Here is a 13,227-nt window from a genome sequence, read left to right on the forward strand (position 1 = left end):
GATGGGACACACACCGGCCACCGCACGGGGTCGCGCGACCCGGGAGCGCATCCTCGAAGCGGCGGCAGACCTCATTCAGCGGCGCGGCGTCGCGGCGGTGACGCTGGACGATGTCGAACGCGCCGCGGGGGTCGGCCGCAGCCAGCTCTACCATTACTTCGACGACCGCGACGACCTCATCCGGTCCGTGATCCATTCCACCGTGGACACGGTGCTGGCCGCGCAGGAACCGCTGCTCCTGGACGTCGATTCACTGGCCGGCATCGACCGCTGGTTCGACGCGATCGTCGCCAACGGGACGCGGCAGGACGCGGTGGGCGGCTGCGCGATCGGCTCGTTGGCCGGCCAGCTCAGTGGCCGGGACGACCTCACCCGGCAGGCGTTCGTGGACGCCTTCGCGCGCTGGGAGGCCCCCCTCATCGCGGGGCTGCACCGGATGCAGGAATCCGGCGAGCTGCGCCCGGACGCGGACGTGACGGAGCTGGCCGACCTCACCATGGCGGCGATCCAGGGCGGCCTCCTTCTGGCCCAGGTCCGCCGTGCACCGGACCAGCTCCGGCTCGCCCTGCGCGGCGCGCGCGCGGCACTGGAGGACGAGCTCACCTTTCCGCCCTGAACGCGCTCCGCCCACCCCTGCGTCACTCCGCGCGGACGGTCCACCCGCAGTACCGGCCCGTGCCGGCGCACCACCAGCATCTCCAGCCACTTGACGATCTGCAGGAGCTTCAGCGTCAGGCTCTGAGGCCTGCGCAGTGTCGATGGCATCCGCTTGTCGGGCTGGCGAGGTAGCGGCCGACCTCGTGTGTGGGGGGCTTGTCAACGGATTGTGGGGAGTGCCTTGTCGGGGTGGGCGGCGTGCACGTAGCGGACAGCGGTTCCGGGATGGATGCCGAACAGGTGCACCAGATGTACTGGGTCGGCAGTCTGCTGGGCCTCGTCCAGCACTCGGTCGCTCCACATCTGGCGAGGGGTGATGCCGGTTCGGTCGAACGCGCGGCGAAGGGCGCAGTAGCTTGAAGGGCCCCGCCGCCGGCGGTTACGGCTCGCGGAGGGCCGGCAGGGGGCGTCCCCGCCCGGGGTCGAGCAGCCCCGCGAGCAGGTCCCCGTGGCGTTCCAGCCGGCCGGGCATCGCGTCCGCCTCGAAGGAGAGCTGGTCCGGCGCGGTGCACGCCTCGACCTCCGCCCAGCCGACGGGCGCCGAGACGGTCGGGGTCTCCCGGGCCCGCAGGGTGTAGGGGGCGGCGGTCGTCTTGGCGGCGGCGTTCTGGCTGAAGTCGACGAAGACCCGGCCGGGCCGGAGCGAGCGGGACATCCGGTACACCACGAGCCGTGGCAGCGCGCGGGCCGCCGCCACGGCGAGCGCCTTCGCGTAGGAGGTCACCTCGCGGGAGGGGGCGGGCGGCTCCAGCGGCACCAGCAGATGCAGGCCCTTGGAGCCGCTGGTCTTGGCGTACGCCTCCAGCCCGTCACCGGCGAGCCGCTCGCGCAGCCAGCGGGCCACCCGGCAGCACTCCACGACGGTCGCGGGCGCCCCGGGGTCGAGGTCGAACACGAGCCGGTCGGCGAGGGCGGGGGACGCCGCCTTCCACTGCGGGGTGTGCAGTTCGGCGACGAGGTTGGCCACCCACATCAGCGTCGGCAGGTCCTGCACCAGGATCTGCCGCGCCGTCTTCTCCGCCGAGCGCGGTACCTCGTGGGTGGTCACCCACACGGGGGTACCGGGCGGCACGTTCTTGGCGAAGAAGTGCTCGCCCGTCACGCCGTCCGGATAGCGCAGCAGGGACAGCGGGCGGTCGCGCAGGTGGGGGAGGAGGGCGGGAGCGACGGCGGCGTGGTGGTGCAGGGCCTCGGCCTTGGTGAAACCGCCCGGATAGAGCACCTTCTCCAGATTGCTCAGCGCCAGCCGCCGCCCCTCCACCTCCGTGATGACCGGCATAGAGTAGATCATCACATAAAGGCAGGAAAGGTGGGAAGCGTGCGATCCATCTGGAAGGGGTCGATCTCCTTCGGCCTGGTGTCCATCCCGGTCAGGGTCTTCGGCGCGACCGAGAGCCACTCGGTCCACTTCCGGCAGGTCCACGCGGCCGACGGCGGGCGTATCCGCTACCGCAAGGTGTGCGAGCTGGAGGAGAAGGAGGTCTCCGGGGACGAGATCACCAAAGCCTTCGAGGCCGCCGACGGCACCACCGTGCCGCTCAGCGACGAGGACCTCTCCGCCCTGCCGCTGCCCACGGCCCGCACCATCGAGATCCTGGCCTTCGTCCCCGGTGACACGATCGACCCGCTCCAGCTCGACCGCGCCTACTACCTCGGCGCCGACGGGGGCGGTGCCGTCAAGCCGTACGTCCTGCTCCGCGAGGCCCTGATCCGCAGCGAGAAGGTCGCCATCGCCAAGCTGGCGCTCCGCGGCCGCGAGACCCTGGCCATGCTCCGGGTGGTCGAGGACGCCCTCGCGCTGCACACCATGCTCTGGCCGGACGAGATCCGGCCCGCGTCCGGGATCGCGCCGGAGAGTGACGTCGGCATCCGCGACGCGGAACTCGACCTCGCCGACACCCTGATGGAGACCCTCGGCGAACTCGACGCGGAGGCGCTGCACGACGAGTACCGGGAGGCCGTGGAGGCGCTGGTCGCCGCCAAGCTGGAGGGTGTGGCACCGGAGGCGGCCCGGGAGCAGGCGGAGGAGGGCAAGGTCATCGACCTGATTGCGGCCCTGGAAAACAGCGTCCGCGCCGCACGGGAGGGCCGCGGCGGGAAGGCGGCGGCCGGCGGGGGCGACGGGGGCGACGGGGGCGACGGGGAGAGGAAAGGGGAGGAGGCCGGCGGCGAAGGAGGCGGGGACGGGGGCCGTGGGCGGACGGCGAAGAAGAACACGGGGAAGAAGAGCACCGCGAAGAAGGCCGCCGCGAAGAAGACCACGGCGGGGAAGGGCGCGGCCCAGGGCTCCGAGGACGGCCAGGAGACGTCCGGGTCGAGGAAGAGCGCCAAGAGCACGAAGAGCGCCAAGAGCGCCAAGAAGCGCAGCCGCGCGAGCTGACCGGGGCGGGAGCGCATCCGCCGGGGGACGGGCTCCGGGTGGCGTTGGCCCCGCGGTGGCCGGCGTCGGCCCGGTGTCGGGGGCCGGGCCGGCGCGGCGGCGCGAACGGTGCCCGGCGCGGCGCCGTTTCCCCGGTCCCGGCCGGTGGCCTCCTCCGCGCCTCGTGCGCTCCCCCGGGCGTCCGGTGACCGTGTCCGTGTACGTGGTGACGTTCCGTTTCGCGGCACACCGCCCCCGGGCGCCGCGCGTGCCCGGGCCGGGCTTCCCGGCCGCGGCGCTCAGCGTCCCGCGGGCCGCCGGGCGTCCGCGCCGGTGGCCGCCCGGGTGGCCGTCCGGGCGCGGCGGCGCAGCAGGAGGGCGGCGCCCGCCGCGGCCATCAGGGCGCCGGCCGCCGTCGCGCCCATGCCGTGGAACGCTCCCGCCCCGGCCTCGGCGGCCTCCTCCGAGACGGTGATCCGCACCGAGGTGGATCGGCTCTCGGGGCCACCGCACCGGACGTTCACCCGGTGGCCGCCCTGCCGGGCGTAGGTGTGCACGGTGGCGCTCCCGAACAGATGGCCGGCCCGCAGGTCGCCGGGGAGGAGACGGACCGTCCCGAAGGCGGACGACGTGGCGGTGCCGGTGCGGCTGCCGCAGCCGGTGACCCGGAGCCGGACCGTGCCGCCGGGCGCGACGGAGGACGGCTCGGCCTCGGCGGCGGGACCCGGCGGGGTGTCGTCCACCGCGCCGGGCGCCGCGGCCCGCACCGGGGGCGGCGGAGGGACGGCCGACGCCGGGGCGAGCGGGGACGCACCCAGGACGGCGACCGTCGCGGCGACGGCGGTGGTCGCGGCCCTGAGGAGCATGAGGGCCGCGGGGGCCGTCGGGGCCGGGAGACGGATGGTGCCCATGGCGCTCCTTCTGCTGCGTTCCCTTCCGGTGCCGCGCGTCCGGTGCCCGGAGACGCCGGTACGTCGGCGTGGGTCCGGCGCGTCACCTCCGCGGTGCGTCCGGCCGGGCCGCCTCCGGTGTGCGGACGGAACGCGCCTCGGGGGAACGCTAGAAGCCGCCCGGCGCCCCGGCGATCCGGGCCACGCGAACGGGTGGCCACCGCACGGCCACCCGGCCGACCCGGCCGCTCCGCTCCCGCCGGGCGCGGTCTCGTGGCGGCCGCGTGCCCCGGCCCGTGGCGGGCCGGGATGCCATCGGTGGTCCGGCGTGGCGCCACGGGGTGAGGGCTGCCGGGTCCGGATCCGCGGGGAGTGGGCCGGGCCGGTGCGGTTCGAGCGCGTGACCGTCCCACCCGGCTGCCCGCCCACCCGCCTGCCCGGCACTTCCGGCGCCGGCCCGCGAGTTCGCGTCCGTCTCGGTACGCCACCTCACCCGCCACCCGCCACCCGCCACCCGCCACCCGCCGCTCCCCGGCCGGGTCCGCCGGGCGGCCCCGTGGTGGCCGGTGGGTGAGGGCGGTGGGGGGTGCGGCGGCGGTGCGGCGGCGGTGGCGGCGCGCGGGGAGGGGGCACGCGGGGAGGGGTGCATGCGGAGAAGCGGTCCGCCCGGGGCGCCGGAGCAGGCGCCAACACCGGTCTTTTCATCAGCCTTTGGGTCAACTTTCGTCCTCCATCTCCATGCCTGCGAGGGATCTCAAAACCACCCAAACCGGGAAGGCATGGCCTCCGTACACCGATCGACCGGCAACAACACGTGAGGAGACCCGATGACGGTGCAGACGGCACAGGGCGTGCAGGTCACGCAGGCGGCGCAGGAGGCGCACACGGGGCGGCCGGCGCGGAGGACCCGTGCCGCGTCCGGCCCGCAGCGGGCGCGGCGCACGGCCGCCCGCCGGATGGCCCCGGCGGTCCTGGTGGCCCTGGGCCTGACGCTGACCGGCGCGCTGCCGGCCGGCGCCGCGCCCGGGCCGGACCGGGCGCCGGGCGGCAGCTCCGCCGCGCTCCCGGACGAGGGGCCGCTGGGCGCCTGGGCCGGAGCCCTGCTCCCCTCGGCCTCACCGACCTCCCCGGAGCGCATGAACGGCGCCGGGGACGGCGGCCCGGGCACGGATCTGTCCGGGACGGGGGCGACCCTCCAGGAACTGCTGTTCACCGGCAGCATCAGGCGTCAGGACACCAGCCGGACCGGCTCGTTCGTGACACCCGCCGGGTTCCGCGGCGCGGGTGCGGTCACCTACGACCCGGCCGCCGTCCCGCCCGGCGCGCGGATCACCGTGGCCCGGCGGGCGGACGCGAGCGGGACCCGCGTGGGGCTGAAGGTGACGGGCGTGCAGCCCGGCCGTACCTACGGCGCCCACGTCCACACCCGGCCCTGCGGCAAGAACCCGGAGACCGCGGGTCCGCACTACCAGAACCGCCCCGACCCGAACCAGCCCTCCACCAGCCGCCGGTACGCCAACCCGCGGAACGAGGTGTGGCTGGACTTCACCACCGACGCCACCGGTACCGGGATGGCGGAGACCCGCCACCGCTGGCACTTCCGGCCCGGCCAGGCCCGGTCGGTGGTGCTGCACGAGCACGCCACCGAGACGAAGGACGGCGTGGCCGGTGACGCGGGCGCCCGGGTGGCCTGCTACACGGTGCCCCTCGGCTGACGGGCGGCGGCCCCTCCGGCCGGCGGCGAGGAGCCGGCCGGAGGGGCCGGGCCGGCGCGGCCGCCCCGCACCCGGCCCCGCGCCCGGTGACCCGGCGGTACGGCTCCGCCGTGCCCCGGGTTCAGCGCAGCCGGTGGTGTGTGACGGTGGTGAGCCGCGCCCCGGGGCCGGGCACACCGGGAGTTCCCGGTGCCTCCGGCACGCGCGTCCGCCCGGCCGGCCCCGTCCCCGCCGGTGCCTCCGGCTGCCTCTGTGGCCCGGGCCCTTCGGCCGGCTCGGCCTGCTGGAGGGTCAGCCACGCCTCCCGGCCGGACAGGGTCAGGGTCATCACCTGGTTGCCGAACCAGGGGCCGCCCGTCTTCCGCCAGTTCACCGGCGGGCGCGGCACCCGCCCGTGGCGTGCCAGGAGCCGCCCGATCCACCGCCCGGCGCGGCTCCAGCCGAAGCGGAAACCGAGCTTCATGTAGCCGGGGACGCGGTTGTGCAGTGGTGAGCAGGTCAGTTGGAGCACCCGGGCCGAGGGCCGCGCGGTCACCGGGCCCCCGGTACCGCCGTCCCGGTCCCCGGGCTCCGTCCCCGCGGTCCCGTCCGGACCCCGCGGGGCATCGGCCCGGCCGGCCCGGTGGGCCCCGCCCGTCCCGCCTGACCCCTCCGGTCCTTCCGGTCCGTCCGGCCACTCCGGCTCGGCGGCATAGGCGTGGTGGACGTCACCGGAGAGGACGCAGACCGTGGCCGGCGCCTCCGGACCGCTCCCGGCACGGGCGACCAGCTCCGTCAGCGCGTCGAACGAGGCCGGGAAGGCCGCCCAGTGCTCCAGGTCCGCCGCCCGCCGGATCTGCTCCCCCCGGCGCGCCCAGCGGGCGCCGCGCTCCCCGGCGCACAGCCCCGCGTTCCACTGCTCGGCGTCGTGGATCGCGGACGGCAGCAGCCAGGGCAGCGAGGTGCCGATCAGCAGGTGGTCGCGGGAGCCGGGGTCGGCCAGCGCCTGTTCGCGCAGCCAGTCCGTCTCCGCCGCGTCGAGCATCGCCCGCCGCTTCTCGGGCAGGACCCGGGCGGCGCGGGTGTCCACCATGAGCAGCCGGGTGCGGCCGAAGTCGCGGCGGTAACTCCAGCGGGTGTGCCCGGGGTCGGCGTAGGCGTCCGCCGCGAACCGCCGCAGCAGCGCGGTGCCGTCCTCCGCCTCCCGTACCGCGGTGAAGAGGGGGTCGGCCGCCAGTTCGGCCGGGGAGAGGTTCCCCAGGTGCTGGTGCACCCAGTAGGACATGAGGCCGGAGAGCACCCGCTCGCGCCACCAGCCGGTCGCCTCCATGTCCGCCCGCCAGGCCTCGCTGGTGTTCCAGTCGTCGATCACGTCGTGGTCGTCGAAGAGCATGCAGCTCGGCACGGTGGCCAGCAGCCGGCGCAGCTCCGGGTCCGACCAGGACTCGTCGTAGAGGTAGGTGTACTCCTCGTAGTCCGCGACCTCGCTGCCGGGCGGCTCGTCCAGGGAGCGCCGCGCCGCGATGCGGCGGCGGACGCCGTCGGAGGTCTCGTCCGCGTACACCTGGTCGCCGAGGAGCAGCAGGACGTCCGGGCGCTCGGCGTCCGGGTCGGCGGCCAGCCGGAGGGAGAGGGTGTCCAGCGCGTCCGGCCCGAGGGCGCTGCCGGCGCCCTTCGAGGGCGGCGCGGCCCAGCGGCAGGAGCCGAAGGCGACGCGGAGCGTGGCCGGTTCCGCGTCCGCGCCCCCGGTCCGGGGCAGGGTGCGGATCGCCGAGGGCGGGCCCGCGTCCTCACCCGGCGGGGGCCACACCGGGACGCCGTCGAGCAGCACCCCGTACCCGGTGGTGCTGCCCGGGGTCAGCCCGGTGACCGTCACCAGGGCGTAGTGGTGGCCGGCCACCCGCCAGGTCCGCGCGGCCCCGCCCGCGCCGTCCGCGCACCGCACCCGCGCCTCGCACGGGCCGTCGGTCTCGACCCACACCGTGGCGCTGTCCTCGTCGACGTACCGCAGCAGTGGTCCCAGCCGCAGTCCGGTCACGTGACCGCCTCCCTCCGCTCGTCCCGCAACGGTACGGAACGCGGAGGGAGGCGGGGAGGCCGGGCGGACGCTTCCGGCGCCGCCGCGGCCGGCGCCCGGCCCGGGGCGGCCGGGAGGCGCCCGGGGGCCGGCGGCGGACCGCGCCGCCGGCCCCCGTCAGCCGTTCGCGGCCGCCGGCGCTCCGGTCAGCAGCGGTTGAGGACGCCGCTCAGCGCCGTCTTCTCGGCGGAGTCCACCGTGAGGTCGTAGTAGTGCTTCACCTGGACCCACATCCGGGCGTACATGCAGTGGTAGCCGCTGCTCGGCGGCATCCACTCGGCGGGGTCCTTGTCGCCCTTGGCCTGGTTGACGTTGTCGGTGACGGCTATGAGCTGGGCCCGGGTGAGGTCGTTGGCGAAACCCTGCCGGCGGCTGGTCGTCCAGGAGGCGGCGCCGGAGCGCCACGCCTCCGCGAGCGGCACCACGTGGTCGATGTCCACGTCGGACGCGGCGGTCCACACACCGCCGTCGTACGCGGAGCGCCAGGTGCCGCTGACCGCCGCGCACGCGGTGTCCTGCTGCACGTTCTCGCCGTCCCGCTTCAGCACCACCTCACGGGTGTTGCAGTTCCCGCCCTGGGAACTCCAGTGCGGGAACAGGTCACGGCTGTAGCCGCTGCTGGAACCTTCCGCCTGGACGGTGAGCGAGGCCAGGTTGGTGCGGGCGGTGGCGGCGCTCGGCGGGGTGGGGGGCGCGGCCTGGGCGGGCGGAGCGCTCAGCAGGGTGGTGGCGGCGAGCGCGGTGACCGTGGCGGCGATCGCGGTTCGACGCGCGTAGACGGTGCCGCGCGAGGCCGTGACCGGGAACGTACGGGACATGGGGACTCCCTCGTGAATGGGGGGACGTGGGCCGGTGGGGGACGACCGCAGGCTGCCGCCGCCAGATGTCCTGGGGAGGGGCGCCGGGTTACAGGTTGACGACATGAGCACGTCAGATCAAGAGCCTCGTGCCCCCGGCCCGGAACCTCCGGCGGACGAACGGGGGCACAGCCGTGCGAGCCGGACGGCGGCCGGGGGGACGGGTGCGCCGGAGCCACCCGGCGCACCCCCCCACCCCGGAGCCGGACCGGAGCCGGAGCAGTGGCCCGAGCCGCAGCCCGGGCCCGCCCCGGAGGTCCTCTTTGGGGAAGCCGGGCCCTCTCGCGTACCCTGGGTGCGTCTGAAGGGGAGTAGCTCTTCGCCGGACCGTCGACACACTGCCCGTCCGCCTCGCGCGGCCGGGCCGGCGCCCGGAGGCGGACGCGCGCTCGCGCGCCCCGCCAGCGAGACCTTCGGCCGCAGCGTTGTCCGACGCTGCCCGGCCGAAGCGACCCCTGGAACAGCCAGGCTCCGCCCGGTCGGGCCGCGTGCACCGACCGACAGGGGAAACACCCGTGCTCAGCATCACCACGATCGCCATCGTCTTCGGCGTCGTCTTCCTGGCCGAACTGCCCGACAAGACCGCCCTGGCCGGTCTCCTCCTCGGCACCCGCTACCGCGCCTCGTACGTCTTCGCGGGCGTCGCCGCCGCCTTCCTGCTCCACGTCGTGCTCGCGGTCGCCGCGGGCAGTGTGCTCACCCTGCTCCCCCAGCGGCTGGTACAGGCCGTGGTCGGGGTGCTCTTCCTGGCCGGGGCGGCGGTGCTGCTGTTCCGCAAGGGCGGGGACGACGAGGAGGAGAAGGCGCCCGAGCCCACGGGCCAGAGCTTCTGGAAGGTCTCCGGGGCCGGCTTCGCGCTCATCCTGGCCGCCGAGTTCGGCGACCTCACGCAGATCATGACCGCCAACCTCGCCGCCCGCTACGACGACCCGCTCTCGGTCGGCATCGGCGCGGTGCTGGCGCTGTGGGCGGTCGCGGGCATCGGCATCCTCGGTGGGCGCACGCTGATGAAGTACGTCCCGGTGCGGCTGATCACGAGGATCGCCGCCGCGGTGATGGTGGCCCTCGCGGTCTTCAGCCTCTACGAGGCCGTCACCGGCTGACGTGCGGCCGCCGGTCCGGCCCCCGGGCGGGTGTGCCGGGCCGGCCCGCCGCCGCTCCGGACGGCGGCGCCGCCCTTTTCCGGGCCCCGGCGGGTACGGAATGCTGAGGCGATGTTCGAACAGTTCGAAGACGTGGTGATCCGTACCGGCGAGGCGTCCATCGCCGTCCGCCACGGCGGGCAGGGGCCGCCCGTGCTCCTCCTCCACGGCCACCCCAGAACCTCCGCGACCTGGCACCGCGTCGCCCCGTCCCTGGTGGCCCGCGGGTTCACGGTCGTCTGCCCCGACCTGCGCGGTTACGGCCGCTCCCGGGGGCCGGCGCCCGCGGCCGACCACTCCGCGCACTCCAAGCGCGCCGTGGCCGGGGACCTCGCGCAGGTCATGCGCGCGCTGGGGCACGCGCGGTACGGCGTCGCCGGGCACGACCGCGGCGGCCCCGTCGCGCTGCGCCTCGCCCTCGACCACCCCGGGGCGGTCTCCCGCGTGGCGTTCCTGGACGCCCTGCCCCTGAGCGAACATCTGGCGCGCATCACCCCCGAGTTCGCCACCCGGTGGTGGCACTGGTTCTTCTTCGCCCGGCCCGGGATTCCCGAACGCGTCATCACCGCCGACCCCGACGGCTGGTACCACGGCGACCCGGAGGTCATGGGCCGGGAGAACCACGAGGAGTGGCGCGCGGCCGTCCGGAACCCGGAGGTCGTCCGCGCCATGCTGGAGGACTACCGGGCGGGGCTCACCGTCGACCGGCGCCACGAGGAGGCCGACCGCGCCGCCGGACGGCGTGTCGGCTGCCCCGCCCTGGTGCTGTGGTCCCTCCGGGACGACCTCGAAGAGCTCCACGGCGACCCGGTCGCGATCTGGCGGGACTGGATGGAGCGGGCGGACGCCGTGCGCGGCCACGGCATCGGCTCCGGTCATCACATGGCCGAGGAGGCTCCCGGACCGCTCGCCGCCGCCCTGGGGGACTTCTTCGGCGAGTGACCGGCGACCGTCCCGCGCGCCCGCGTGCCGGGACGCGGGGCCGCTGACCGCCCGGGGGCGCACGCCGCCGGGACGGCGAGCGGTCCCGCCGTCGCGGCCGGCTCGTCCCCCGCCCGGGCCCGCCCCGGCCCCCCGGGCCGGCCGGGGACCCTGCGAACTCACAGGTGCCGCGCCCCGGCGGCCCGTCCCTAAGGTGGGTCCCCGACGGGGAGGACCCCATCCGTGCCGGGCCCCTCGGACCGGGCGGGGCCGGCCGGACGGGGCCGCACCGGACGGGGGACGAGCCGCCCCGCGGGCCCTCCCGCGGCGGGTGCCGGCGCACCCGCGCACCGGCCCGCGCGGCGGTGACACCGGCCGGGGACGGTCCTGGGCCTGACGGGGGTCGGCCCATGACCGTCCCGCACGGCGGCGGTGGCGGCCGGCCCGGGGACGGGGGAGCACCCGCGGCCGGGACCGCCCGGGGTTCACGCCGGTGCGTCCCCGGTGGGTGGGCGCCCGCTCCACGCGGTGTCCAGCGCCTCCGCGAAGGCTTCGGCCGGGCGGCTCCCGGAGACGGCGTACCGGTGGTCGATGACGAAGAAGGGAACGCCGGTCGCTCCGAGGCGGGCGGCCTCCCGTTCGTCGGCGCGTACGGCGTCGAGGTGGGCGCCGGGGTCGTCCAGGACACCGCGCGCCTCGGCCTCGTCGAGTCCGGCCGTGAGGGCGAGGCCGAGGAGTGACTCCGGGGTGAAGATGCTCCGTGCCTCGGCGAAGTTGGCTTCGAAGAGCAGGTTCAGCAGCCGGCTCCGGTGACCGCGGGCCCCGGCGAGGTGCAGGAGGCGGTGGGCGTCGAGGGTGCTGCCGACCTCGCGGTCGGTCCGGTAGGCGAGCCCTTCGGCGGCCGCCGTGGCCGCGACCTGCTGTTCCATGGCGGGGCCCTGGGGGCCGAACGTGTCCGCCAGCATCGTCCGCACCGGCTCCACGTGCGTCCTGTCGCGGGTGGGGTCGAGTTCGAACGAGCGGTGGACGACCTCGACCTGGTCGCGGTGGGCGAAGCCGGCCAGTGCCTTCCCGAAGCGGGCGGTGCCGATATAGCACCAGGGGCAGATGACGTCGACCCAGATGTCTACGCGCATGACGGTTCCGTTCCTTGTGTCCGCGGGGGCAGGCGGTGCCCCGTGAGGGCTGTCAGGCCGCGAGGGCCTGGGCGACGACGGCGGACAGCGGGGTGGCGGGCCGTCCCAGGAGCCCGCTCAGGTCGGCGGTGACGCCGGCCAGCGCGCCGCGGGAGACCTGCACGTCGGCATCGACGATGAGCTCGGCGACGAAGCCGGGCAGCCCCGCCTCGGCGAGGATCTGCCGGTACCGCTCGGCGGGCAGGTCCGTGTAGGTGACCGGCCTGCCGGACCGCGCGGCGGCCTCGGCGGCCAGTTCCGGCAGCGACCAGGTGGTGTCCCCGGTGAGCTCGTAGACCTTTCCGGCCTGGTCGTCACGGGTGAGGACCTCGGCGGCGGCCTCGGCGAGGTCCGCGCGGGCGGCGGAGGCGATCCGCCCCTGGCCCGCGCTGCCCACGAGGGTGCCGCGCTCGACGGCCCCGGGGAGCGCCGCGGTGTAGTTCTCGGTGTACCAGCCGTTGCGCAACAGCACCGCGGGCAGACCGGAGCCGGCGACGGCCTGCTCGGTGTCGCGGTGCACGCGCGCCAGGCCCAGCGGATTGGTGGGTGCTCCGGCCACCGACGTGTAGGCGAGCAGCCCGGCACCGGCCTCGGCCGCGGCCTCGACAGCCGCGCGGTGCTGGGTGATCCGCGCGTCGTCCGGGCCGGTCGAGGAGACGAGGAGGAGCTTGTCGGCGCCGGTGAAGGCGGGGAGCAGGGTCTCGGGCCGGTCGTAGTCGGCCAGACGGATCTCGACACCCCGTTCGGCGAGGTCCGCCGCCTTGGCGGGGGTGCGCACCGCGGCGGCGATCCGGTCGGCGGGTGTCCCGCGCCGGAGCAGGTGGACGATGACCTGGCGGCCGAAGTGTCCGGTGGCGCCGGTGACAACGATCATGGCTGATTCCTTCATGTGCCGAGACAGGCCGGGCGGCGGCCCGGATTCCTCAGCGTACGCTAACCATTAGTTAGTGCCAACTTTTACGCCGTGCCGCGCCGGAAGGTACCGTGCAGCATGAGGAGGTCCCCATGAACGAGCTGTCCGCCGAGGACGAGCGCCGAGCGGCCGCGCTGGAGTTCGACGTCTTCGCCAAGCAGTGCCCCTCCCGTCAGGTCCTGGATCACCTCACGGGCCGCTGGGGCGTCCTGGTCCTCGCCGGCCTGCGCAAGGGGCCCGCGCGCTTCAACGCCCTGCGCCGGCGCATCGACGGAGTCAGCGAGAAGATGCTCGCCCAGACGCTCCAGGCCCTGGAGCGGGACGGCTTCGTCAGCCGTGAGGTCCTCGCCGCGATGCCCCCGAGCGTCAGCTACTCCCTGACGCCCCTGGGGGAGACCACCGCCGACCATCTCCTGGCTTTCATCGGCCACATCGAGGCCAGCATGCCCGCGGTCCTCGCCTCCCAGGAATCGCACACCGCAGCGGTGGCCCGGGCGCGGCCCGCACGCTGACAGGCGTTCGCCGGCCCCGGTGGGCGCCGG

The 13,227-nt window shown here is 75.7% G+C and carries 13 protein-coding genes; 6 read left to right on the forward strand and 7 right to left on the reverse strand.

Annotation, left to right across the window (positions count from 1 at the left end):
• The first annotated feature begins 1 nt into the window (after position 1).
• Complete coding sequence (locus HCK00_RS03325) at positions 2–616, forward strand: TetR/AcrR family transcriptional regulator (protein WP_168100208.1); 615 nt, start codon at positions 2–4, stop codon at positions 614–616.
• Positions 617–816: 200 nt separating this feature from the next.
• Here HCK00_RS03325 and HCK00_RS27280 read toward each other — a convergent pair whose 3' ends face one another.
• Positions 817–945, reverse strand: a complete 129-nt coding sequence (locus HCK00_RS27280; RefSeq protein ID WP_240965191.1) for a transposase family protein — start codon at positions 943–945, stop codon at positions 817–819.
• Between the two features lie 91 nt (positions 946–1,036).
• On the reverse strand, positions 1,037–1,936 hold the full coding sequence (gene ligD / locus HCK00_RS03330) for a non-homologous end-joining DNA ligase (RefSeq protein ID WP_168100209.1): 900 nt from the start codon (positions 1,934–1,936) through the stop codon (positions 1,037–1,039).
• Between the two features lie 39 nt (positions 1,937–1,975).
• Between ligD and ku the strand changes: the two genes are divergently transcribed.
• Positions 1,976–3,037, forward strand: a complete 1,062-nt coding sequence (ku, locus tag HCK00_RS03335) for a non-homologous end joining protein Ku (RefSeq protein WP_168100210.1) — start codon at positions 1,976–1,978, stop codon at positions 3,035–3,037.
• Positions 3,038–3,315: 278 nt separating this feature from the next.
• On the opposite strand, the gene HCK00_RS03340 is transcribed toward ku, so the two are convergent.
• A complete protein-coding gene (locus HCK00_RS03340; RefSeq protein ID WP_168100211.1) occupies positions 3,316–3,927 on the reverse strand; it encodes a hypothetical protein in 612 nt (203 codons plus the stop codon).
• 806 nt (positions 3,928–4,733) lie between these two features.
• Between HCK00_RS03340 and HCK00_RS03345 the strand changes: the two genes are divergently transcribed.
• Entirely contained in the window at positions 4,734–5,621 is an 888-nt protein-coding gene (locus HCK00_RS03345; protein WP_240965192.1) for a superoxide dismutase family protein, read from the forward strand.
• 121 nt (positions 5,622–5,742) lie between these two features.
• On the opposite strand, the gene HCK00_RS03350 is transcribed toward HCK00_RS03345, so the two are convergent.
• Both HCK00_RS03350 and HCK00_RS03355 read right to left on the reverse strand, forming a co-directional pair.
• Complete coding sequence (locus tag HCK00_RS03350) at positions 5,743–7,638, reverse strand: alkaline phosphatase D family protein (protein ID WP_168100212.1); 1,896 nt, start codon at positions 7,636–7,638, stop codon at positions 5,743–5,745.
• A gap of 185 nt (positions 7,639–7,823) precedes the next feature.
• A complete protein-coding gene (locus HCK00_RS03355) occupies positions 7,824–8,495 on the reverse strand; it encodes an HNH endonuclease family protein (RefSeq protein WP_168100213.1) in 672 nt (223 codons plus the stop codon).
• Positions 8,496–9,049: 554 nt separating this feature from the next.
• On the opposite strand from HCK00_RS03355, the gene HCK00_RS03360 reads away from it, so the two are divergent.
• Together HCK00_RS03360 and HCK00_RS03365 are read left to right on the forward strand one after the other, a co-directional pair.
• A complete protein-coding gene (locus HCK00_RS03360) occupies positions 9,050–9,637 on the forward strand; it encodes a TMEM165/GDT1 family protein (RefSeq protein WP_168100214.1) in 588 nt (195 codons plus the stop codon).
• Positions 9,638–9,748: 111 nt separating this feature from the next.
• Entirely contained in the window at positions 9,749–10,618 is an 870-nt protein-coding gene (locus HCK00_RS03365; RefSeq protein ID WP_168100215.1) for an alpha/beta fold hydrolase, read from the forward strand.
• Positions 10,619–11,082: 464 nt separating this feature from the next.
• Here the strand turns inward: HCK00_RS03365 and HCK00_RS03370 are convergent, their stop codons facing one another.
• The gene (locus tag HCK00_RS03370; RefSeq protein ID WP_168100216.1) at positions 11,083–11,733 is read right to left on the reverse strand and encodes a DsbA family oxidoreductase; all 651 of its coding nucleotides are present in this window, start codon (positions 11,731–11,733) and stop codon (positions 11,083–11,085) included.
• Between the two features lie 52 nt (positions 11,734–11,785).
• Positions 11,786–12,646: an NAD(P)H-binding protein gene (locus tag HCK00_RS03375; protein WP_168100217.1), complete on the reverse strand. Its 861-nt coding sequence runs from the start codon at positions 12,644–12,646 to the stop codon at positions 11,786–11,788.
• A 131-nt stretch (positions 12,647–12,777) separates the two neighbouring features.
• Here HCK00_RS03375 and HCK00_RS03380 point away from each other — a divergent pair, with 131 nt between their 5' ends.
• Positions 12,778–13,197 (forward strand): winged helix-turn-helix transcriptional regulator, encoded by a 420-nt coding sequence (locus HCK00_RS03380; RefSeq protein ID WP_168100218.1) that lies wholly within the window; start codon positions 12,778–12,780, stop codon positions 13,195–13,197.
• The last annotated feature ends 30 nt before the right edge of the window (positions 13,198–13,227 follow it).

This window comes from Streptomyces zingiberis (assembly GCF_012034935.1).
Taxonomy (GTDB): Bacteria; Actinomycetota; Actinomycetes; order Streptomycetales; family Streptomycetaceae; genus Streptomyces; species Streptomyces zingiberis.